A 20,932-nucleotide genomic window follows, 5' to 3' on the forward strand; every position below is an offset into this window, starting at 1 on the left:
CACGAGGGTGGCGCAACTGACGGAGGCCGACTGGCGGTCCTTCGCCGTCGTGCGGCTACAGGCGCTGACCGATTCGCTGGGTCCCGCCGATCCGCAGTACCGCCGGGAAGCGTCGTTCACCGCCGCGCAGTGGCGGCGGCGGCTGCGCGAGCACGCGGCATTCACCGTCCTCATCGACGGCCGGCCGATGGGACTGATCAGCGCCCAGCATCAGTCGGCGGATTCGGTGTATCTGTACTCGCTGTGGCTGGCGCCCGACGCCCGCGGGCACGGGCTGGCCGGTGAACTGCTCGAGGCCGCGGTGGCGTGGGCGCGCACCCAGCATGCGCACACCGTGACCCTGCGCGTCGACGCGGACAATTCGGTGGCCCGGGGCATCTACGAGAAGGCGGGGTTCAAGGTGGCGGCGGCGACGGTCGGGCCGCGCCAGGAGTTGGCGATGTCACTGAGTGTGTGAGCGGTGCCGCACGATCGCTGCGCGCAATTGCTCCATACCCGCGACGGCGTGCTCACGATCCACCGATTGGATCGCCATCACCGGGACGTACTCGTCGTCGGGCAGTTCGAGGCGGGCCCAGCGCGCCCCGCGGGGGAAGGTCACGCCCACCACGTGGGGCCAGGGAATCACCTTGTCCGACCACAGGTTGCGCACGGCCACGCCGGCCGCACCGACCCGCACCCGCGGCCGGGCGAACAGCAGCACGACCGCGCCGATCACGCAGCCGAGCAGGGCGATCGCCACCTGGTCGGCGGTGCGGAAGATCACCCCGGTCGAACCCACCTTCAGCAGCAGGCCGACGGTCACATGCGCAGTCACGATCAGGGCGGCGGCGGCGTAGGCGAAATACGGCGTGAGCCGGGGCCGGATCTCGAATTCCCAGTCGCTCATGAGCGGGTGCGCAGCTCCCGCAGGGTGAGCGCGGTGGACAGCGCCGCAGCGGCGGCCTGTGCGCCCTTGTCCTCCGCCGAGCCCGGCAGTCCGGCCCGGTCGAGGGCCTGCTGCTCGGTGTCGACGGTGAGCACACCGTTGGCGACCGGTGTCGCGGCGTCCAGGGACACCCGGGTCAGCCCTTGGGTGACGGCATCGCAGACGTAGTCGAAATGCGGTGTCTGACCGCGGATCACGACGCCCAGCGCCACCACCGCGTCATGATCGGCCGCCAGCGCCTGCGCCACCACCGGAATCTCGATCGCACCGAGTACGCGCACCACCGTCGGATCGGTGACCCTGGCGTCGGTGGCCACCCGACGCGCACCGTCGAGCAGTGCGTCACAGATCTTCTCGTGCCACGTACTCGCCACGATGCCGAGCTTCAACGCCGAGGCGTCGAGGTCCGGGAGGTCGGGAACCCCGGCGCCCCCGCTCACCGGGTCCCGCCGAGATCGGGTTTGCGTTCGCCGAGCAGGTACACGCCTTCGTCGAAGTCGTCCATGCTGGTGGCTTCGTCGTACTCGTCGAGGCCGGCCAGATCGTGGCCCATCCGGTCGCGCTTGGTCATCAGATAGCGGATGTTCTCGGAGTTCACCCGGACCGGCAGCGGCACCCGCTCGATGATGTGCAGGCCGTAGCCGTCCAGCCCGACCCGCTTGGCGGGATTGTTGGTCAGCAACCGCATCGAGCGCACACCCAGGTCGACGAGGATCTGTGCGCCGATGCCGTAGTCGCGCGCGTCGGCGGGCAGACCGAGTTTGAGATTCGCGTCCACGGTGTCGTCGCCGGCGTCCTGGAGTTGATAGGCCTGCAGCTTGTGCATCAGTCCGATGCCCCGACCCTCGTGGCCGCGCATGTAGAGCACGACGCCGCGGCCCTCGCGGGCGACCATCGCCATCGCCGCGTCCAGCTGGGGGCCGCAATCGCAGCGCCGTGAGCCGAACACGTCACCGGTGAGGCACTCCGAATGCACCCGCACCAGCACGTCGTGTCCGTCGCCCTGCGGGCCGGCCACGTCGCCGCGGACCAGGGCGACGTGTTCGACGTCCTCGTAGATGCTGGTGTAGCCCACCGCCCGGAACGGGCCGTGGCGGGTCGGGATGCGCGCCTCGGCGATGCGCTCGACGTGCTTCTCGTGCTTGCGCCGCCACTCGATCAGATCGGCGATCGAGATCAGGGCCAGATCGTGTTCGTCGGCGAAGATCCGCAGCTCGTCGGTCTGGGCCATCGCGCCCTCGTCCTTCTGGCTGACGATTTCGCAGATGGTGCCCGCGGGCTGGAGCCCGGCCAGCCTGGCCAGGTCCACCGCGGCCTCGGTGTGTCCGGGCCTGCGCAACACCCCGCCGTCCTTGGCGCGCAACGGGACCACGTGGCCGGGTTTGCTGAATTCCTCCGCGGTGCTGCTCGGGTCGGCAAGCAACCGCATCGTGGTGGCCCGGTCTGACGCCGAAATCCCGGTTCCGACACCGTTTTTCGCATCGACGGTGACGGTGTAGGCGGTGCCGTGCTTGTCCTGGTTGACCGCGTACATGGGCAGCAGGCCCAGCCGGTCACAGATGGCGCCGTCCAACGGCACGCACAGGTACCCCGAGGTGTAGCGCACCATGAACGCGACCAATTCGGGGGTGGCCTTCTCGGCGGCGAAGATCAGATCGCCCTCGTTCTCGCGGTCCTCGTCGTCGATCACGACCACGGCCTTACCGGCCGCGATGTCCGCGATCGCCCGTTCGACCGAATCGAGCCTGGTCATTGTCTGCCACCCTTGCTCAGGAGTATCCGCCTCCCAGTATGAACCACTGAGGCGCAACGATTATTGCCCGCCGTCCCCGGCGGGCCGGCCCATCAGGCGTTCGACGTACTTGGCGATCACGTCCACCTCGAGGTTGACCGGGGTGCCCACCGGTGCGGAACCGAGCGTGGTCAGGTCCAGCGTGGTGGGGATCAGCGACACCTCGAACCAGTCGCCGTCCTGATCATCCAGGTCACGGCCCAGTCCGGAGACGGTCAGCGACACCCCGTCGACGGTGATCGAACCCTTCTCCACCACATAGCGGGCGATGGCGGCGGGCATCGCGATGCGCACCACCTCCCAGTGCTCGAACGGTGTGCGCGCAATCACACGGCCGGTGCCGTCGACGTGGCCCTGGACGATGTGTCCGCCGAGGCGGCTGTTGACCGCGGCGGCCCGTTCGAGGTTGACCCGGCTACCCACCCCGACCGCGGCGAGGCTGGATCGGTCGAGGGTCTCGCCCATCACGTCGGCGCTGAAGACCCCGCCGGGCAGCACCTCGACCACGGTCAGGCAGACCCCGTTGACCGCGATCGAATCGCCGTGGCCGGCATCGGAGGTGACGACGGGACCACGGATGACCAGGCGGGCGGATCGCGCCGTGCCGTCGGCGAGATCCTCTTTGTCGACGACCTCGCCGACCTCTTCGACGATTCCGGTGAACATCGGGCCAGCCTATTCCTGCCCGGAACGTCGGCATCCGGACACCGGGGCCGCACCCTCTACGATGCAGTCATGCCGACGAGCCCCCGCCATGCAGCCCAGGCCCTGATCGCCGTCCTCCTCGCCGCAGCACTGCTCGTCGCCGGATGTTCGTCGTCCGATCAGGACGCCGACAAGCCGCTGCCCGATGCGGCGCCGCTGTTGCAGGACGCCACCCAGACCACGCGTGACCTCAAGAGCGTCCACCTCAAGCTGACCGTGCAGGGCAGCTTCCCCGACCTGCCCATCGAATCGCTCGAGGGTGATCTGACCAACAGCCCCGCGGTCGCGGCGACGGGTTCGGCGAACATCGTGTTCCTCGGCCAGCGCCTGGAGGGCGTGCAATTCGTGGTGGTCGACGGGATCCTCTACGGCGCGATCACCGCCGGCAGCTTCCAGGACTTCGGTCCGGCCGCCGACATCTACGACATCGCCTCGATCCTGAGCCCGGACAAGGGGCTGGCCAACGTGCTGGCCAATTTCTCCGACCCCAAAGCCGACGGCCGCGAGACCGTCGACGGCGTCGGCACCGTCCGGCTCACCGGCACGGTGAGCGCGGAGGCCGTCAACGCCATCGCCCCGCAGATCAACGCCACCGGCCCGGTGCCGGCCACCGTGTGGATCCGCGAGGACGGCACCCACGACCTGGTGCAGGCCAAGCTCGAGCCCACCCCGGGCAACAGCGTGACGATGACGCTGTCGGACTGGGGTAAGCAGGTCACCGTCACCAAGCCCGCGGTCTGATGACGACCGCCACCACGAGCGAGGGCCGCAGCAGGCGTATCGCGATCAGCGCCGGCGGGCTGGCGGTGCTGCTCGGCGCGCTGGACACCTACGTGGTGATCGCGATCATCCGCGACATCATGATGGACATCGGCATCGCGGTGAACCAGCTGCAACGCGTCACGCCGATCATCACCTGGTATCTGCTCGGCTACATCGCGGCGATGCCGCTGCTCGGGCGCGCCTCGGACCGATTCGGCCGCAAACTGGTGCTGCAGCTGAGCCTCGCCGGATTCGCGCTGGGTTCGGTGGTCACCGCGCTGTCGAACGATCTGATCCCGATGGTGGTGGGCCGGGCGATCCAGGGCACCGCCAGCGGTGCCCTGCTCCCGGTGACCCTGGCGCTGGCCGCCGACCTGTGGGCCACCCGCAACCGGGCGTCGGTGCTCGGCGGCATCGGGGCCGCCCAGGAACTCGGCAGTGTGCTCGGCCCGCTCTACGGCATCGCGGTGGTCGCGGCGCTGAACACCTGGCGGGACGTGTTCTGGATCAACGTCCCGATGGCGCTGCTGGCGATGGTGATGATCCACTTCAGCCTGCCCGCCCGGCTCAAATCCGACCAGCCGGAGAAGGTGGACGTGGTCGGCGGCGTCCTGCTGGCCGTCGCCCTCGGGCTGGCCGTCATCGGCCTCTACAACCCCGCGCCCGACGGCAAGAAGATCCTGCCCGACTACGGGTTGCCGCTGCTGATCGGCGCGGTGGCGGTGCTGATCGCGTTCTTCGTGTGGGAGCGGTTCTCCCGCACCCGGCTGATCGAGCCGGCGGGCGTGCACTTCCGGCCGTTCCTGGCCGCGCTCGGCGCATCGCTGTGCGCGGGCGCGGCGTTGATGGTGACGCTGGTCAACGTCGAACTGTTCGGCCAGGGCATCTTGGGCAAAGACCAGACCGACGCCGTCCTGCTGCTGCTGCGGTTCCTGATCGCGCTGCCGATCGGCGCGGTCGTCGGCGGCTGGATCGCCAGCCGGATCGGCGACCGCATCGTCACGTTCGTCGGCCTACTCATCGCGGCCGGCGGATACTGGCTGATCTCCAAGTGGCCGGTCGATCTGCTCGCGGCCCGCCACGACCTCGGGCTGTTCACCCTTCCGGTACTCGACACCGACCTGGTGATCGCCGGCATCGGTCTCGGTCTGGTGATCGGGCCGCTCACCTCCGCGACCCTGCGGGTGGTCCCGTCGGCCCAGCACGGCATCGCGTCGGCCGCGGTGGTCGTCGCACGGATGATCGGCATGCTGATCGGTCTGGCCGGGTTGAGCGCCTGGGGGCTCTACCGCCTCAACCAGTATCTGCAGACGCTGCCGTTCCCGCCGGGGGCCAACACGCTGGCCGAGCGGCTCGCCGCCGAAGCCGACCGCTACCGCGCCGCCTACGTCATGCAGTACGGCGACATCTTCATCGCCACGGTGGTGGTGTGCGTGGTCGGCGCCCTGCTCGGGCTGTTGATCGCCGGTAAGAATCAGCACGCCGACGAGCCGACCACCATGCTTCCGGTGGTCGACGACGAGCCGCCGACGGAGTTCATCGACGTCCGGGGCACCTCGGCGCCACCGGCCGGTTCACCGCAGGGCGGCAGGCACCACCGTCCCGAGCGCTGAGTCAGCAGCGCTCGAGGCCGGGAACCATCAGCGGCACCTCCCGGCAGACGCCGCGGGTCATCTCGTCGCGGCCCGGCAGGACCGCGCGCAGGGGATCCCGCAGGAACGACCGCACGGTGTCGGGGGTCATCGGGGGCAAGCTCAGCCAGTCGGCCAGTGCAGTCACGCTGTCTTCCTTGTCCTGCTCGGGGGTGCGCAGACGTCGGCGAAGGCGCTTTGAGACGAGTGTACCGGGCTGGTACACGAGCGTTCCGAGCTGCCGTCCACGGCGATTACCTGCGTCATGTTTGCCAACGCGGGCCGCTGCCGGGGAATTCCACTCGTCACGTCACCCTCCATGTTCCCCCGAATTTCGCTACCGAGCGCGGTCCGACGGATATGACAACCGTCACTCACTTAAGTTAGCCTCCCCTTAGTCGTATCGGTCGGGGTGAGGAGGGCACACGGTGCGCTGCCAGGTGGCCATCGTCGGGGCCGGACCGGCCGGACTCGCGCTCGGGCAGATGCTCCGGCTGCAGGGCATCGACAGCGTGATCGTCGAGCGCCGCTCCCGACCGCACGTGACCGCCCGGGTCCGCGCCGGCGTGCTCGAACACGAGACCGTCGCCGTCCTCGACGATATCGGCGTCGGCGCCCGGCTACGCCGCGAAGCCCTGGTGCACAACGGGTTCTACCTCCGGTTCGACCACCGCACCCACCATCTCGACTTCCACGCCGACACCGGCCGGCACGCGTACGTGTACGGACAGAGCGAGATCGTCGCCGATCTCATCGACGCCCGGATCGCCGGCGGCGGGCCCCTGGTCTTCGACGCCGAGGACGTCACCGTCTCGGACATCGACGGCGACCGCCCGCAGGTGTCCTACGTCGCCGACGGCATCCGGCACACCATCGAGGCCGACTTCGTCGCCGGCTGTGACGGTCACCACGGTGTCTGCCGTCACCTGTTGCCGGCGGCGACCACCACCGAATACAGCCGCACCTATCCGGGCGCCTGGCTGGGCATCCTGGCCCGCAGCACGCCGGTCGCCGAGGAGGGGATGTACTCGGTGCACCCCGACGGGCTCGCCCTGCACAGCATGCGCGGGACGCAGATCAGCCGGCAGTACCTGCAGGTGCCGGCCGGCACCGACGTGCGCGACTGGCCGGACGAGCGGATCTGGAAAGAACTGCTGCGCCGCAGCGCCTGCGACGACGACACCGAGCTGCACACCGGTCCGATCATCGAGAAGAGCGTGTCGCCGCTGCGCAGCCTCGTCGTCAGCCCCATGCAGTACGGGTCGCTGTTCCTCGTCGGGGACGCCGCCCACATCGTGCCGCCGACCGGCGCCAAGGGCCTCAACCTGGCGATCTCCGACGCCTGCGTGCTCTCCCACGCGCTCGGCGCGTACTACCGGGCCCGCCGGAAGGGAGGCCACACAAGAGCCCACCTCGACGCTTACAGTGACACGGCGCTCGCGCGGACCTGGCAGGTCCAGTCGTTCGCCGCCACGCTCACCGAGGTGCTGCACCGGTTCGGCGACGACCCGTTCGAGTGGGAACTGCGCCGTGCGCGGCTGCAGCGGTGGGTCAGCTCGCCCGCCGAACGCCAGGCACTCGGCGAGGTCTATCTCGGCCTCCCCTTCCCGACCCCGTGGGCCTACTAGGAGAGACATGTTCGACATGCGCGCCCGGCACCCCCACCGCGGCGGTACCGGAACCCGGATCCGGCTGTCCCGCATCTTCCATCCCGGCAGCGGGCGGGCTCTGGTCGTGCCGATGGATCACTCGGTGACCGTCGGCCCACTCGGCGCCGGCGATCACGCCGACCGGACCGCCGCGCTGCTGGCCGACGCGGGTACCGACGCCGTCGTGGTGCACAAGGGCCGGGCCCGCACCATCGATCCCGGCCGGTTCGCCGAGATGGCGCTGATCGTGCACATCTCCGCAGGCACCGACCTGGCGCTGGACCGCACCTCCAAGGTGCTGGTCGGATCGGTCGAGGAGTGCCTGCGCCTCGGCGCCGACGCGGTCAGCGTCCACGTCAACGTCGGATCGCCCACCGAGGCCCGGCAACTGGCCGATCTGGGTGCGGTCGCCGCGGAGTGCGAGACCCTCGGGGTACCGCTGCTGGCGATGATGTACGCGCGCGGCCCGGAGATGGGCTCACGCACCGAGATCGTGGAGACGCTCTGTCATCTGGGTGCGATCGCCACCGATCTGGGCGCCGACATCGTCAAGCTCGACTACGCCGGCTCGGTGACGGCGATGAATCGCGTCGCCGACAGCTGCCCGCTGCCCGTCCTGGTCGCCGGCGGACCCACCCTCGGGTGTGACGACGACGCCGTGGCCTTCGGCCGGGAGGTCGCCGAATCACGGGTCGCGGGTTTGAGTTTCGGCCGGCTGATCTTCGACTCCGACGACCCCCACCGCGTCGCATCCGAACTCGGCAGGCAGCTGCACACGCCGGCGGCACTGACCAGCGCTGCGCGCACGCCGGCACTCGAATCCGCCTGACCCAGCGCATATCTCACGACCGGGAAGGATCTCCAGCCCGCATGACCGACGTGACCGACATCGTCACCGACCACATCACTCCCCTGGCGCCGCCGGACCCCCGCTCGCTGCCGCAGGCCCGCGACGGTCATTTCGCCTGGATCGACGTCCGGGGCCTGTCCGGTGAGCTGCGGACCGCGGTGATCGAGGCCGCCATCCACCACCGCGTCGACGGTGTGGTCAGCGCTGACCCGGCGGTGCTCGCCGGCCTGCCGCCCACCATTCGGCGGATCCTGGCCACCGACGGCCGGGAGGTCGACACCGCCGACGTCGATCTCGTCCTCGGCGACTCCGTCCCGTCTGCAGCCGACGCGTCGGGCGCGGAACGCGGGGTCCAGGTCGTCGTCTCCGACGCCGCCAGCCTGCACGAGGCGTGCACCGTGGTGCGCCACGTCGCCTGGACGGTGCTCACCTTCACCGACCCGACGAAGATCCCGCTGGAGATCGTGATCGCCGCGGCCGAGAACTCAGGCGGACGCACCGTCACCGTCGTCGACGACATCCAGGACGCCGAGATCGTGAAACTGGTGCTCGAACACGGCAGCGACGGATTGCTGCTGGCGCCCGCCGGTCCGGACGACGTCGCCACCCTGGCCGGCATCGTCGAGGACCGGCCCGGCCACGTGGACCTGGTCGAGCTGACCGTGTCCTCGGTCGAGCACATCGGTATGGGCGAACGCGCCTGCATCGACACCTGCTCGCTGCTCGAACTCGACGAAGGCTGCCTGATCGGCTCGTTCGCCACCGGAATGTTCCTGTCCTGCAGCGAGACCCACCCGCTGCCGTACATGCCGACCCGGCCGTTCCGGTGGAACGCCGGCGCCGTGCACTCCTATGTCCTGACCCCTGACAACCGGACCCGCTACGTCAGCGAGCTGCGGGCCGGCCAACCGATCCTGGCCGTCCGCACCGATGGCAGCGTGCGCGAGGTCCGGATCGGCCGGGTGAAAATCGAACGGCGGCCACTCATCTCGATCAACGCCACCACCCCCGGGGGCGCGACGATCAACGTGATCGCCCAGGACGACTGGCACGTCCGGCTGCTCGGCCCGGGGAAGACGGTCAACAACGTGACCGAGCTGCGCCCCGGCGACCGGCTGCTCGGCTACGTCCCGACCGCATCGCGCCACGTCGGCCTGCCGATCACCGAATTCTGCGACGAACGCTGATCAGGCCGGCCCGGGTACCAGCGACAACAGCACATCGGGTCCGATCCGCGTGACGCCGTCGAACCGCCACCGCTGGGCGTTGGCGATGCTCAGCACGCCGACATCGTCGACAGCCGTGATCGGCCCACCCAGCAGGATCGGCGCCACGTAGGCCACGATCCGGTCGATCGCACCGGCCCGCAGGAACGCCCCCGCCACCGTCGGGCCACCCTCGAGCAGGATGTCGGTGCGGTCGGCCAGCGCCTTGAGGACCTCGTGCGGGTCGCGGGTGCGGATCACCATGGTGCGGGACTGTTCGTCCAGGACGCGGGCGTCCGGGGAGATCTCCCGTTCGCCGACCACCACCCGCAGCGGCTGCCGCTCGTGCAGGGTGCCGTCGGGTCGGCGGGCCGTCAGCACCGGATCATCGACGAAGACCGTTCCGGTGCCGACGACGATCGCATCGGCGACCGCGCGACGCCGGTGCACGTCGGCCCGCGCCGCCTCACTGGTGATCCATTGGCTGCTGCCGTCGGAGGCGGCGCTGCGGCCGTCCACGCTGGTCGCGAATTTCCATGTCACATGCGGGAATCCGGTGCGCTGGCGGTGCAACCACTCACGCAGCGGACCGCCGGACACCACGTCGGCGAGTACGCCGGCGCTCACCTGCACACCCGCATCGGCCAGGCGCCGGGCGCCGCCGGCCGCCACCGCATTCGGATCGGCCACCGCGTACACCACCGCGCTCACCCCGGCGGCCAGCAGGGCATCCACGCACGGCGGGGTGCGGCCGTGGTGGTTACAGGGTTCGAGCGTCACCACCGCCGTGCCGCCGGCGGCCCGGGACCCGGCGCGGCGCAGCGCGACCACCTCCGCGTGCGGCCCGCCCGGTGGCGCGGTGGCGCCGACACCGGCCACCGCCCCCTCGGCATCGAGGATCACCGCGCCGACCGGCGGATTCGGATACGTCGACCCCTTGACGCCCTCGGACTGTTCGACGGCCAGGCTCATCGCGGCGTCGACGGCGCCGCTCATACGGTCAGATGCGGGGACGCCTCTGCGGCGCTGCGCCGCAACGCTCTGACCGCCTCGGCCGGATCCTCGGCGCTGTACACCGCCGACCCCGCGACGAAACAGTCCACCCCGGCCTCGGCGGCCGCGGCGATGGTGTCGGCGTTGATACCGCCGTCGATCTCCACGAGCACCGTCAGCTCCCCCGAGTCGACCAGTCGCCGTACGGTCGCGACCTTCGTCAGTACCTCCGGGATGAACTTCTGTCCGCCGAAGCCGGGTTCGACGGACATCACCAGCAGCGTGTCGACGTCGCGCAGGATCTCCAGATAGGGCTCGATGGCGGTACCGGGTTTGACCGCCAGACCCGCCTTCGCTCCGGCGGCGCGGATGTCGCGGGCCACCGCGAGGGGATCGTCGGTGGCCTCGGCGTGGAAGGTGACGTTGTAGGCGCCCGCCTCGGCGTAGGGCGGCGCCCAGCGCGCCGGGTGCTCGATCATCAGATGGCAGTCCATCGGGATGTTCGTGGCCTTGAGCAGGGATTCGACCACCGGCAGGCCGAGGGTCAGATTCGGCACGAAGTGGTTGTCCATCACGTCGACGTGCAACCAGTCCGCACCGGCGACGGCGGCGGTCTCGTCGGCCAGCCGGGCGAAGTCGGCGGCCAGGATCGACGGCGCGATGAGCGGTGCGGGCATGCCGATCAGATTACTTGCAGCGCCGCGGCGAACATCGCGTCGGTGCCGTGGCGGTGCGGCCACAGCTGGACGTACGGACCGTCCCCGGACTGCGCGCCCAGATCCTCGGCGGGTGCGAACAGCGGCCGGGTGTCCAGGGCCGTCACCGGGTGGCGGCGCAGCGCGTCGGCGACCACGCCGACGGTCTCGGCCAGATGCGGTGAGCAGGTGGCGTAGAGCACCACACCGCCGGGGCGGGTCAGCCCGATCGCGGAGGCCAGCAGCTCCTTCTGCAGCTTGGCCAGCTCGGGGACGTCGCCGGGTTGGCGCCGCCAGCGCGCCTCGGGCCGGCGCCGCAGGGCGCCCAGACCGGTGCAGGGGGCGTCGACGAGCACCCGGTCGAATCCGGGTTGCAGTCCAGTCTCGCGGCCGTCGACGCGCAGCACCTCGACGTCGAGACCGCGGGTGTTCTCCTCGACCAGATCGGCGCGCCGCGGTGCGGGTTCCACCGCGGTCACCCGGCCCGGCGCCAGCGCGGCCAGCATCGCGGTCTTCCCGCCCGGCCCGGAGCACAGATCGAGCCAGCGGCCGGTGTCCGCGCCGTCGACCGGCGCCAGGGTCAGCGCGCGGGCGACCAGCTGACTGCCCTCGTCCTGGACCAGCGCGCGGCCGTCGCGCACCGGTTCCAGCGCGCCGGGGTCACCGCCGGACAGATACACCGCGTACGGCGAATACCGGCCCGCCGTGCCGCCGACCGCCGCGGCCAGCTCCGCGGCGTCCATGACGCCGGGCCGGGCGGCCAGGTGCACGACGGGGCGGGCGTCGTCGCTGGCGAGCAACGCCCGCAGCTCCCCGGCCCGCGGTCCCAGCGCGTCGGTGAAGGCCTGGGCCACCCAGCGCGGATGGGCGTGGTTGAACGCGATGTGGCCCACCGGATCGGTGGCGGCCGGGGGTGCAAGCTCGGCCACCCAGGACGCTTCGTCCCGGCGTCCGATGGTGCGCAGTACCCCGTTGACGAAACCCGCTCGCGCCGTGTCGAATTCGATACCCGCCTGCTCGACGGTGGTGGACACCGCAGCGTGCGGCTCGACCCGGGTGCGCAGCAGCTGGTAGGCGCCGAGGCGCAGCAGGTCCAGCAGCACGGGGTCGATGCGTTCCGGCGGCCGGCCCGCCGCGGCGGCGATCACGGCATCCAGCAGGCCGCGGCTGCGGCAGGCGCCGTAGGCGAGTTCGGTGGCGAAGGCGGCGTCGCGACCGCTGATACCGCGTTCGTTCAACAGCGCCGGCAGGGCCAGGTTGGCGTAGGCGTCGCGTTCGGAGACCGCGCGCAGCACGTCGAAGGCGACCTGGCGGGCCGGATCGAGGGGTTTGCGCCGCGGGCGTCTCGGCGGGCGGGTCACGACGCCCGCACCGAGGTGTCCAGCCGGGCGCCCCGCGCCCAGTCCGCGGCGTTCATCGGCTTCTTACCCGGCGGCTGGACGGTCCCGAGCACCACGGGCTGCGACGCGGTGCCAACTCGCACCCCCGACTTGGCGACCTCGAACTGCCCGGGCTCCAGCACTGCCGCGTCGCCGTCGGCGAGCCGCACCGGACCCAGCTTGACCCGCAGGTCGCCGACCGTCGTCCAGGCGCCGGGCGCCGGGGTGACCGACCGGATGCGGCGTTCGACGACGTGCGCGGGCAGATCCCAGCGCACCCGCGCCTGCTCGACGGTGATCTTCGGTGCCACGGTCACCCCGTCAGCCGGTTGCGCGACGGCGGCCAGGCTGCCCTCGGCGATGCCGTCGAGGGTGCGTTCCAGCAGCGCGGCACCCGAAACGGCGAGCCGACCGAGCAGTTCGCCCGCGGTGTCGGTGGGCGCGATGGTCTCGGTGACCACGCCGTAGACCGGTCCGGAGTCCAGCGCCGGCTCGATACGGAAGGTCGTGGCCCCGGTGACCGTGTCGCCCGCGGCGATCGCCGCCTGCACCGGAGCGGCGCCGCGCCAGGCCGGCAGCAGGGAGAAGTGCAGGTTGATCCAGCCGTGCGGCGGGACATCGAGCAACCGCTGCGACAGCAGCGCGCCGTAGGCCACCACCGCGCAACAGTCCGGTGCGAGGGCGCCGAGCTCGGCGACGAACTCGTCGCCGTTGGGTTTGGCCGGGCGCAGCAGCGGGATGCCGTGGTCGAGAGCCAGCTGGGCTACCGGCGAGGGGGCGGGTCTACCCCGTCGACCGGACGCCGCATCGGGACGGGTGAGCACTGCGACCACGTCGTGGTGTGGCGAGTCGATGAGGCGCTGCAATGAGGGCAGGGCCGGTTCGGGGGTGCCGGCGAAGACGAGACGCACCGCGACAGTCTAGGGAGGGCTCAGCGCGGCGTCTGGTAGTACTCGCGCTCGGAAACCCCGGCGGCCCCGGCGACGAACATCCACGGGATGGTGGTGGCGGTCCGGTTGAGCGTGGCCACCGCGTCGTTGTAGTACTGGCGGGCGAAGGCGAGCTTGTCCTCGGTCTCGGTCAGGTTGCGTTGCAGGTCGAGGAAGTTCTCCGACGAGCGCAGCTGCGGATAGGCCTGGCCCAGTGCGAGCAGCTGAGCGACCGCGGAGTCCAGCTCCTTCTCCGCCGCCGAGCGCTGCGCCACCGAGGTGCCGCTGGTGGCGGCGGTGACCGCCGCCCGCGCGGTGGTGACGTGGTCGAGGACGGCTTTCTCGTGCGCGGCGAAGGTCGACACCGTGTGCACCAGGCTCGGGATCAGCGACGCCCGCCGGGTCAGCTCCACGTCGATGCCGGCCAGCGCCTCCGCCACCCGGACGTCGGCGGATCGCAGCTTGTTGTAGCCGCCGACGAACACGATCAGCGCCGCGACGGCGATCACCAGAACGAGCACCAGCACCAGACTCACCACGAGCCGCCCCCTCCCCCTCCGCCACCGCCACCGCCACCGCCGCTGGAGAAACTGCTGCCACCGCTGCTGCCGCTCGACGACGATGTCTGCGAGGCGGTGTACGCGCTGATCGACGACGACAGCGCCGACTCGAAACTGTCGAAGGTGCCGCCGGAGCCGACGGCGCTGCCCGAATCCGACCCGGAGGTCGTGTGATACCAACCCGGTTGCGGGGCAGGCACTCCCATGACCGTCTGATACTTTGCGGCCCACAGTGCGGCGGTTCCCGCGGCGACCGCGAACGGCAGGTAGGCGGTGTAGAGATCCTGCCGGGCGGCGAAGTCGAAGCGGGTCTCGGCCGAATCGGTGGAAATCAGCCGGTGGAAACCGCCGACGCGCGACCACAGGTCGCGGCCGGCCTCGGTGCGCCGGGTACCGACGCCGCCCGCCCACGCCGGGATGGAGAACAGGAAGAACACGGCGAACGGCAGGCTCCATCCGGTTGCGGGCAGACCCCAGCGGAAGAAGCCGCATACCGCGAGCACCAGCGCCAGCGCGTTGGCGCTGCGCAGCCAGAGCTCCTGGCGGCGGTGGACCAGCAGGCCCTCGTCGAACGCCCACTTCTTCGCCGCGGCCGCCATATCGGCTTTGGCGGTGTTCAGCCGGCGTCCCGCCGCAGCGGTGCCCTTGGCCTCGAATTCGCGGCCGGGTGCGTCCACCTTGAGCGCCGAGCCGACCGCCACACCGACGGGATCCACATCGAGCCATTCGGCGCGTTCGGCGGTGCCGCGCACGGTCCACTTCTTCGCGCCCTCCTGGCGCAGTTCGACCAGTCCGCGGTCGGCGAGATGCAGCAGGGTCGCGATCAGACCGGAGCCGGGCAACGCCTCGGTGCGGATGTACTCGGCCTGCACCGGTCCGATGCCCGGCGGCGGAGCGTACTGCAGCGGAAACGCCGGCGGGCGCTCGCGGATCGAGCGCCGCCACAGCAGCGCCGCGGCCGCGCCCACCGCCGTGAGCGCGAGCATGACGGCCAGCCCGGACATCGACCGTCCGACGATCCGGTCCCAGGCGAAGGGCCAGGGCAGCTCCGCGCGCGGCGGGGGCGGGATGTCCACCCCCGCGCGCACCGTGACCGGGGTGCGCGGCGGCAGGTTCAGCGCCTGGAACCGCACCGTGCCGTCGGCGACAGACAGGTCGCTGCACGCCCGCCCGACACCGCTGCCGACGCTGCACTGGGCACCGGTCACCTCGCCGGGCAGGTCGATGGAGATGTCGGCCCGCTGGATCTGGTTGTTCCACGACGGCGCGATCACATTCCAGAAGAACGCCGACGCCGCGTTCGGGTCGCCGGTGGTGGCGGCGAAGCGGCGGTCGGCCCCGGTGGTACCGGGATCCAGGACGCCGGGCACGGTGTAGCGGATCACGTAGACATGGGTGCCGTAGTCCAGCGTGCTGTCGGGATCGCCGATCTTGGCGACCCGGAACCGGTCGGCATCCTCCCACAGCAGGTCGTACGGCACCGGGCCGCCGTCGAGGGTCACCGATTCGACGTCGGGTTCCTGGCGGATGCGCGAGTCGTTCTGGTTGATGACATCCCAGTACCGGAAGATGCCGTGCCGTCCGGACGGGAAGAGCCCGGTGATGGTCTCGGTGGCTTCGAGCTCACCGTCGTCTCCCACGACGTACTCGGCGCGGTAGTCGGTGATCACCACCGGATCGTCGACCGCAGCAGCGGTCGACGATCCACCACCGAAAGCCAGCGGCCACAGGACTCCGACGGCGATCAGCGCCACGGAGATCGACCAGGCGATGAGTCGCCCCACGCTCACCTCCTCCGGTGCGGCCGGTCCTGAGATCTTGATCAGCCTATGTGCAGCGGGTCGATCTGCACACGAACCGGATCGGTGTCGTGGCGGGCGCTGAGCACGCCGGTGGCGCGGCGCAGGGCCGCGGCCAGCGCCAGGCCGCGCTGCCGGGGCACCCGGACCAGCATCCGGGCGGCCGGCCGGTCGGCGGCCATGCCGGGTGGGCGCCGCGCGCCGGCCGGCAGGTCCACCGGCCCCAGCGGTTCGGCGTCGTCGGGCAGCTGCGCGGTCTGCAGCAGCGCGGCGATGGCGGCGGGGTCACCGTCCACGGCGGCGATGTGCACCGCAGGCGGCAGGCCGACGTCGGCGCGCGCGTCGAGTTCGATCTCGGCGTGGCCGACGGGATCCCAGCGGACCAGCGCCTGCACCGTCGGGATCACCGCCTCGGCGACCACCGCGACCAGGCCACCGTCACCGCGGGATCGCACCAGTGCCGCGGCCGCCATCCACCGCCGCAGGGTGTCCTCGGCGGCGCGCAGATCCTGCCGGCCCAGGAGGGCCCAGCCGTCGAGCAACAGCGCGGCGCCGTAGCCGGCCTCGGGCAGCGGTTCGGCGCCGGGTGTGGCGACCACGAGGGCGGCACGGTCGGGCACCGACGCGACCATCGCGTCGCCGCCGGAGGTGATCACCTGTGTGCCCGGGAACGCCCGGCCGAGTTCCTCGGCGGTGCGTCTGGCCCCCACGACGACGGCGCGCACGGATTCCGAACCACAACGCCCGCACCGCAAGTGCAGGTCCTCCCGCCCGCACCAGCGGCACACCGCCGCACCGCGATCCGGAAGCGACAGCGGGCCGGTGCAGTGCCGACAACGTGCGATCGCCCGGCAGCGGGCACAGGCCAGCGCCGGGACGTATCCGCGCCGCGGCACCTGGACGAGCACCGGACGGCCGGCCTCGAGCGCGGCCCGTGCCGCCCGCAACGCCATCGACGGCAGTCGCGCCGTCCGGGCGGCCGGGTCGCGCTCCTGTTCGAAACCGTCGTCATCGAGGGCGACGACGCGGGCAGCCGCGGCACGGACGGTGGCCCGGGTCGCCACCAGATCATGCGCCCAGCCGCTGCGCACCAACGCCTGCGCTTCGGCGGTGCGGGCGAATCCGCTGATCAGCGCGGCGCAGCGCAGCTGGTGGGCGCGCAGCATCGCGACCTCGCGGGCGTGCGGATACGGGGCGCGCGGTTCGGCCAGCGAGTCGTCCCCGTCGTCCCACACCAGCACCAATCCCAGATCGCACACCGGGGCGAACACCGCACTGCGGGTGCCGATCACCACCCGGGCACCGCCGCGCAGGACCGCCAGCCAACGCCGGTAGCGCTGCGCGGGCCCCAGTCCGGCCGACAGCGATACCACCCGCGCCTGGCCGAGCAGCGCGACGACGGCGGTGTGCAGGGCGTCGACGTCGCGCTGGTCGGGCAGGATCGCCAGCACGCCGCGGCCCGCGGCGGCCGCGGTGGCGGCCACCTCGGCGAGGCGGTCGGCCCAGTGTTCGCCGGGCAGTGCCTGCCAGACGGCGCGGGCCGCCCGGCCCTGCGCCACCGCGGTGAGGAACTGTCCGGCGCGCGGATAGGCGTCCCAGCTGCTCAGGTCGACCGGCGCGACGGTCAGGGGCTCGGGCTCGGCGACGGGTTGCTTCTCGACATTGGCGTGGCGCGGGGGGAGGGCCAGGCGCAGGACGTCGGGCCGGGTGCCGGCGTAGCGGGCGGCCACGGCGTCGGTCAGCCGGCGGATGTCGGCGGTCAGCACCGGCTCGGCCGAGACCACGCGGTCGAGCCAACCCAGCTGCCCCGGGTGGTCGGTCTCCGAGCGCCGTTCCAGTAGATACGCGTCGACGAGCCGGCCGCGGAACCGCACGCGGACGCGGACCCCGGGCTGAGCGTCGTCGGAGCAGTCGGCGGGCACCAGGTAGTCGAATTCGCGATCGAGGTGCGGCACGGTCAGCATCGGCAGCACCCGCGCGATCGGCTCGTGTTCGGCCGCCTGCCGGATCCTGGTCACCCCGACGGTCTAGCAGACCGCCCCGACGGGTGCTCGGCTCCCCTACAGCGCGAAGTGGTCCTTGTAGATCTGGCCGTGCACGCCGACGGTGCGGTCCACCACCTGGGAGATGGTGAAGTCGCTCGCCGCCGAGAGATACGCGTAGGCCGTCGCGCGGTCCATCCCGCGATCGTGTTCCAGATAGTCCAGGGCGTTGACCACGGCGCGGCGCATCGCCACGTCGAGATCAGTGCCCTGGCCACCGCCCTGGGCGGCGTCGGGGTCCGAGAGTCCTATCGGGATCCAGGCCTGCGCCGTCTCGGCGAACGGATAGCGGTAGGCCACGCTCGGCGCGTCGCCGGACCCGGGTTTGCACACGGTGAGCCGGAAGGTCCCGCGCAGCGAGCCCTCCATCGCGGTCAGCGCCACCTCGCCGTCGCCCATCGCCATATGCGGGTCACCGACGTAGAACAGCGCCCCTGGCGCGAACACCGGCAGGTAGAACGTCGACCCGGTGCCCAGCAGCTTGATGTCGATGTTCCCGCCGCCGATGGTGGGCGGGATGGAGTTCGCGTTCGGGGCGTTGAGACTCTGGTCGCGGGCGAACGCGACGCCCATCATTCCCATGAACGGGCTGAGCGGGAAGCGCGCCGTCGCCGATCCGCCGACCGGCATCACCCCGCGGCCGTCCTCGACCGGGGTGAACACCGATACGCCGCCCCACTGTTCCGGGTCGGGGTGGGAGCGGCCGTCGGTCTCGGCCGGCGGCATGACCTCGGCGAGGGCGATGCCCGCCGGGGCCACCTTGTCCTGGGTCAAACCGAGCGCGCCTTTGCCGTGCCGGCTGGACACCACGCCGTAGGGCACCCGGGGAACGGTTTCCAGCGTCTCGATCTTGAGTACGTCGCCGGGTTCGGCGCCTTCGACGAAGACCGGTCCGGTGACCACGTGCGGACCGTCTTTGGCGAAGTCGCGCGGTGTCCGGTTGTATTCGGCGGCAATGAATGTGGCGTCTTCCAGCACATCGGACTCGGCGACGCCGTTGCGGCCGAACCATTCCACCGGATTGCGCCCCTGGTCTTCGAGAATGCCCTCGTGGGACAGCGCGTCGATGGTGACCGTCTGTCCTGACCGCATCCGCAGTACCGGGGTGGCGTGCACGGTGGGCACGTAGCCCCACAGCACCTGGTCGGGAAGTGACGCCAGATAGTGGTCACCGCTGCGATCCCCCTGCTCCGGGTGCAGGATCGGGATCGACGCGTAGGGCGTGGCGGGTGTCTGTGACGACGATGCGGGCCGGGCACACGCCGCCGCAGCCGCCGTCGCGCCCATGCCGAGAGCGGCCGTCTGCAGGAATCCTCGTCGTCCCAGGGTCACGCAGGAACGCTATGTGGCCGGCGTTTCGGCGACGTTAGGGCAGCTTTGCCGCGTCTTTACGCTGCCCGCGGTCGGGGAGTTAGCGCACAACCGCCGCGTGCGGTTGAATCACCACCGATGACCGATGCCGCCAGCAGCGAACGCGCCGCCGGGCGGCCCCGGGACGCGTCGATCGACGAACGCGTGCTGGCGGTCACGCGCGACCTGCTCATGGAGGTCGGCTGGAGTGAGTTGAGCTTGCGACTGGTCGCCACGCGGGCCGGCGTCGGCCGCGCCAGTGTCAACCGGCGGTGGGCGTCGAAGGCCGAGCTGGTGCTGCACGCCATCCTGGGTGAGACGCCCGACCTCGCCCCGTTCTCCGGCACCGATCTGACCGGCTGGATCGACTGGGTGGTGCGGGGCAGCCACGAACTGTTCAGCCGAGCCGACGTCCGGGTGGCGGTTCCGGGGTTGCTCCTGGCGCTGCGGGAGAACGAAGACCTGCGTAAAGCGGTGTGGGAGAACTTCAGCGGTCCCGCGGTCGAGCTGTTCGCGGCACACCGTGAGGCGACGACGCCGGCCCAGATGCGGCGCGTCGACCTCGACGCCCGCGCGGTGTTGGCGATGGCCGCCGGCGCCGCGCTGTTCACCACCACGGTCGCGGTCGAGGACGACACCGATGCCCTACGCCGCCGGATCGCCGAGCTGCTCACCGCCGCGATCACCGCGCCGCACGCGTAGCGAGTCGGCGATGGCGTCCTGCGGCGGACGCCACCGCAGGCCGAGTTCGGTCAGGGTGCGACTGTCGTCGGTCGGCGTGGCGGCGGTCAGCAGCACCGCCGCTTCGTAGCTGAGCCCGTCGGGCAGGCTCAGGTGGCGCCCGGCGATGTCGGCCAGGCGACCGAGTCCACGCATCGCCGCCGGACTCAACCGCATACGCCGCAGGGGACGGCCCAGTCCGGCCTCCAGGACGTCGATCATCTCGTCGAACGTCAACAGGTGCCCGCCGCAGGTGTGCGGCGCGGTCCGCGGCCGGGTTCCATCAGCCGGGCGTGGACCTCGGCGACATCCCGGACGTCGATCATCTGCATTCCGCCGCGCACGGTCGGCGCGATCCCCCACCGCACGATCGGCTCCCAGCCGCGTTCGGTGACCCCGGGCGCCGTGGCGAAGGCCGGTCCCACCACGCTGGACGGATACGTGACCACCACCGGTGCCCCACCGGCCTGCAATCGCCGGGCGACCCGGTCGGCGTAGGCCTTGGTCCTGGCGTACGCACTGCGTCCGTCGACCGTCGGCGAGTCCGGTGTGATCACGCCGTCCGGCGGGGGGAACAGGGCGCTGTAGCTGCTCACCGATACGACGGGATCCAGCCCGCGTTCGACGGCCATCCGCAGGACCGCCTCGGTGGCATGGGCGTTGATCTCCCACATCATCCGGGCGTGCCGTTCGGCGGTGCCGACGATCCCCGCCGCATGCAGCGCGGCGTCTGCGCCGGTGAGCAGTTCGCCGATCGTCGCGGCCCTGCGCACATCGCCGGTGACCACGCTCAGCGGTCCCAGCTCCGCGAAACGCCGGACGACGGGTGCGTCGACCTCCCCCGGCAGCACCAGCAGGCGGATCTGGTGTCCGGCCCGCAGCAGCGCACGGACGGTGGGGGCGCCGAGGTATCCGGTCCCACCGGTGACGGCTATTCGCACCT

The 20,932-nt window shown here is 71.4% G+C and carries 20 protein-coding genes and 1 pseudogene; 7 read left to right on the forward strand and 14 right to left on the reverse strand.

Annotated features, from left to right (window positions below):
- The first annotated feature begins 7 nt into the window (after positions 1–7).
- Positions 8–457 carry a GNAT family N-acetyltransferase gene (locus ACN27E_RS06640; RefSeq protein ID WP_422747607.1) on the forward strand — a complete coding sequence of 150 codons (450 nt, stop codon included), beginning with the start codon at positions 8–10 and terminating at the stop codon, positions 455–457.
- Here the strand turns inward: ACN27E_RS06640 and ACN27E_RS06645 are convergent.
- Genes ACN27E_RS06645 through ACN27E_RS06660 form a run of 4 tightly spaced genes read right to left on the reverse strand, consistent with a single transcriptional unit; the run spans position 443 to position 3,386 of the window.
- The gene (locus ACN27E_RS06645; protein ID WP_422747609.1) at positions 443–889 is read right to left on the reverse strand and encodes a PH domain-containing protein; all 447 of its coding nucleotides are present in this window, start codon (positions 887–889) and stop codon (positions 443–445) included. The genes ACN27E_RS06640 and ACN27E_RS06645 overlap by 15 nt on opposite strands.
- A complete protein-coding gene (ribH, locus tag ACN27E_RS06650) occupies positions 886–1,368 on the reverse strand; it encodes a 6,7-dimethyl-8-ribityllumazine synthase (RefSeq protein WP_422747611.1) in 483 nt (160 codons plus the stop codon). The genes ACN27E_RS06645 and ribH overlap by 4 nt, the downstream gene beginning before the upstream one ends.
- Positions 1,365–2,681, reverse strand: coding sequence for a bifunctional 3,4-dihydroxy-2-butanone-4-phosphate synthase/GTP cyclohydrolase II (locus ACN27E_RS06655; protein ID WP_422747613.1), 1,317 nt, complete (start codon positions 2,679–2,681; stop codon positions 1,365–1,367). Before ACN27E_RS06655 ends, ribH begins: the two co-directional genes overlap by 4 nt.
- Before the next feature lie 60 nt (positions 2,682–2,741).
- Entirely contained in the window at positions 2,742–3,386 is a 645-nt protein-coding gene (locus ACN27E_RS06660) for a riboflavin synthase (RefSeq protein WP_422747615.1), read from the reverse strand.
- Positions 3,387–3,455: 69 nt separating this feature from the next.
- On the opposite strand from ACN27E_RS06660, the gene ACN27E_RS06665 reads away from it, so the two are divergent.
- Both ACN27E_RS06665 and ACN27E_RS06670 read left to right on the forward strand, forming a co-directional pair.
- Positions 3,456–4,166 (forward strand): LppX_LprAFG lipoprotein, encoded by a 711-nt coding sequence (locus ACN27E_RS06665; RefSeq protein WP_422747617.1) that lies wholly within the window; start codon positions 3,456–3,458, stop codon positions 4,164–4,166.
- On the forward strand, positions 4,166–5,800 hold the full coding sequence (locus tag ACN27E_RS06670; protein ID WP_422747619.1) for an MFS transporter: 1,635 nt from the start codon (positions 4,166–4,168) through the stop codon (positions 5,798–5,800). Before ACN27E_RS06665 ends, ACN27E_RS06670 begins: the two co-directional genes overlap by 1 nt.
- Position 5,801: 1 nt before the next feature.
- On the opposite strand, the gene ACN27E_RS06675 is transcribed toward ACN27E_RS06670, so the two are convergent.
- Complete coding sequence (locus ACN27E_RS06675) at positions 5,802–5,966, reverse strand: hypothetical protein (protein WP_422747621.1); 165 nt, start codon at positions 5,964–5,966, stop codon at positions 5,802–5,804.
- A gap of 280 nt (positions 5,967–6,246) precedes the next feature.
- Between ACN27E_RS06675 and ACN27E_RS06680 the strand changes: the two genes are divergently transcribed.
- The 3 genes from ACN27E_RS06680 to ACN27E_RS06690 are packed head-to-tail and all read left to right on the forward strand — an operon-like array spanning position 6,247 to position 9,504.
- Positions 6,247–7,446 carry a 4-hydroxybenzoate 3-monooxygenase gene (locus tag ACN27E_RS06680; protein WP_422747623.1) on the forward strand — a complete coding sequence of 400 codons (1,200 nt, stop codon included), beginning with the start codon at positions 6,247–6,249 and terminating at the stop codon, positions 7,444–7,446.
- A 16-nt stretch (positions 7,447–7,462) separates the two neighbouring features.
- Complete coding sequence (locus ACN27E_RS06685) at positions 7,463–8,296, forward strand: 2-amino-3,7-dideoxy-D-threo-hept-6-ulosonate synthase (protein ID WP_422749676.1); 834 nt, start codon at positions 7,463–7,465, stop codon at positions 8,294–8,296.
- Between the two features lie 41 nt (positions 8,297–8,337).
- Positions 8,338–9,504, forward strand: coding sequence for a 3-dehydroquinate synthase II family protein (locus ACN27E_RS06690; protein ID WP_422747625.1), 1,167 nt, complete (start codon positions 8,338–8,340; stop codon positions 9,502–9,504).
- On the opposite strand, the gene ribD is transcribed toward ACN27E_RS06690, so the two are convergent.
- From ribD to ACN27E_RS06730, 8 genes are read right to left on the reverse strand one after another with little or no spacing between them, the layout of a single operon-like run.
- Complete coding sequence (gene ribD, locus ACN27E_RS06695) at positions 9,505–10,518, reverse strand: bifunctional diaminohydroxyphosphoribosylaminopyrimidine deaminase/5-amino-6-(5-phosphoribosylamino)uracil reductase RibD (RefSeq protein WP_422747627.1); 1,014 nt, start codon at positions 10,516–10,518, stop codon at positions 9,505–9,507. It abuts the gene before it with no gap.
- Positions 10,515–11,192 (reverse strand): ribulose-phosphate 3-epimerase, encoded by a 678-nt coding sequence (gene rpe, locus ACN27E_RS06700; protein WP_422747629.1) that lies wholly within the window; start codon positions 11,190–11,192, stop codon positions 10,515–10,517. Before rpe ends, ribD begins: the two co-directional genes overlap by 4 nt.
- Before the next feature lie 5 nt (positions 11,193–11,197).
- Positions 11,198–12,571 carry an RsmB/NOP family class I SAM-dependent RNA methyltransferase gene (locus ACN27E_RS06705; protein WP_422747631.1) on the reverse strand — a complete coding sequence of 458 codons (1,374 nt, stop codon included), beginning with the start codon at positions 12,569–12,571 and terminating at the stop codon, positions 11,198–11,200.
- Positions 12,568–13,500: a methionyl-tRNA formyltransferase gene (gene fmt, locus ACN27E_RS06710; protein ID WP_422747633.1), complete on the reverse strand. Its 933-nt coding sequence runs from the start codon at positions 13,498–13,500 to the stop codon at positions 12,568–12,570. Before fmt ends, ACN27E_RS06705 begins: the two co-directional genes overlap by 4 nt.
- A 20-nt stretch (positions 13,501–13,520) precedes the next feature.
- The gene (locus ACN27E_RS06715; protein ID WP_422747635.1) at positions 13,521–14,057 is read right to left on the reverse strand and encodes a LemA family protein; all 537 of its coding nucleotides are present in this window, start codon (positions 14,055–14,057) and stop codon (positions 13,521–13,523) included.
- Complete coding sequence (locus ACN27E_RS06720) at positions 14,051–15,862, reverse strand: DUF2207 domain-containing protein (protein ID WP_422747636.1); 1,812 nt, start codon at positions 15,860–15,862, stop codon at positions 14,051–14,053. The genes ACN27E_RS06715 and ACN27E_RS06720 overlap by 7 nt, the downstream gene beginning before the upstream one ends.
- Before the next feature lie 38 nt (positions 15,863–15,900).
- Positions 15,901–17,895, reverse strand: a complete 1,995-nt coding sequence (locus tag ACN27E_RS06725) for a primosomal protein N' (protein ID WP_422747638.1) — start codon at positions 17,893–17,895, stop codon at positions 15,901–15,903.
- 42 nt (positions 17,896–17,937) lie between these two features.
- Complete coding sequence (locus ACN27E_RS06730; RefSeq protein ID WP_422749677.1) at positions 17,938–19,206, reverse strand: acetamidase/formamidase family protein; 1,269 nt, start codon at positions 19,204–19,206, stop codon at positions 17,938–17,940.
- A 162-nt stretch (positions 19,207–19,368) separates the two neighbouring features.
- Here ACN27E_RS06730 and ACN27E_RS06735 point away from each other — a divergent pair, with 162 nt between their 5' ends.
- Positions 19,369–19,971 carry a helix-turn-helix domain-containing protein gene (locus ACN27E_RS06735; RefSeq protein ID WP_422747640.1) on the forward strand — a complete coding sequence of 201 codons (603 nt, stop codon included), beginning with the start codon at positions 19,369–19,371 and terminating at the stop codon, positions 19,969–19,971.
- Here the strand turns inward: ACN27E_RS06735 and ACN27E_RS06740 are convergent.
- A pseudogene (locus ACN27E_RS06740) lies at positions 19,915–20,930 on the reverse strand (NAD-dependent epimerase/dehydratase family protein). The gene ACN27E_RS06735 and the pseudogene ACN27E_RS06740 overlap by 57 nt on opposite strands.
- Between the last annotated feature and the right edge of the window lie 2 nt (positions 20,931–20,932).

The organism is Mycobacterium sp. WMMD1722 (assembly GCF_049315205.1).
GTDB lineage: Bacteria > Actinomycetota > Actinomycetes > Mycobacteriales > Mycobacteriaceae > Mycobacterium.

Excerpts from the sequence above, each read along its gene's own strand:
- ACN27E_RS06730 (WP_422749677.1), bottom strand. The coding sequence starts at position 19,206 with ATGGGCGCGACGGCGGCTGCGGCGGCGTGTGCCCGGCCCGCATCGTCG.
- ACN27E_RS06670 (WP_422747619.1), top strand. The coding sequence starts at position 4,166 with ATGACGACCGCCACCACGAGCGAGGGCCGCAGCAGGCGTATCGCGATC.
- ACN27E_RS06685 (WP_422749676.1), top strand. The coding sequence starts at position 7,463 with ATGCGCGCCCGGCACCCCCACCGCGGCGGTACCGGAACCCGGATCCGG.
- ACN27E_RS06645 (WP_422747609.1), bottom strand. The coding sequence starts at position 889 with ATGAGCGACTGGGAATTCGAGATCCGGCCCCGGCTCACGCCGTATTTC.
- ribD (WP_422747627.1), bottom strand. The coding sequence starts at position 10,518 with ATGAGCGGCGCCGTCGACGCCGCGATGAGCCTGGCCGTCGAACAGTCC.
- ACN27E_RS06690 (WP_422747625.1), top strand. The coding sequence starts at position 8,338 with ATGACCGACGTGACCGACATCGTCACCGACCACATCACTCCCCTGGCG.
- ACN27E_RS06660 (WP_422747615.1), bottom strand. The coding sequence starts at position 3,386 with ATGTTCACCGGAATCGTCGAAGAGGTCGGCGAGGTCGTCGACAAAGAG.
- ACN27E_RS06655 (WP_422747613.1), bottom strand. The coding sequence starts at position 2,681 with ATGACCAGGCTCGATTCGGTCGAACGGGCGATCGCGGACATCGCGGCC.
- ACN27E_RS06665 (WP_422747617.1), top strand. The coding sequence starts at position 3,456 with ATGCCGACGAGCCCCCGCCATGCAGCCCAGGCCCTGATCGCCGTCCTC.
- ACN27E_RS06735 (WP_422747640.1), top strand. The coding sequence starts at position 19,369 with ATGACCGATGCCGCCAGCAGCGAACGCGCCGCCGGGCGGCCCCGGGAC.
- rpe (WP_422747629.1), bottom strand. The coding sequence starts at position 11,192 with ATGCCCGCACCGCTCATCGCGCCGTCGATCCTGGCCGCCGACTTCGCC.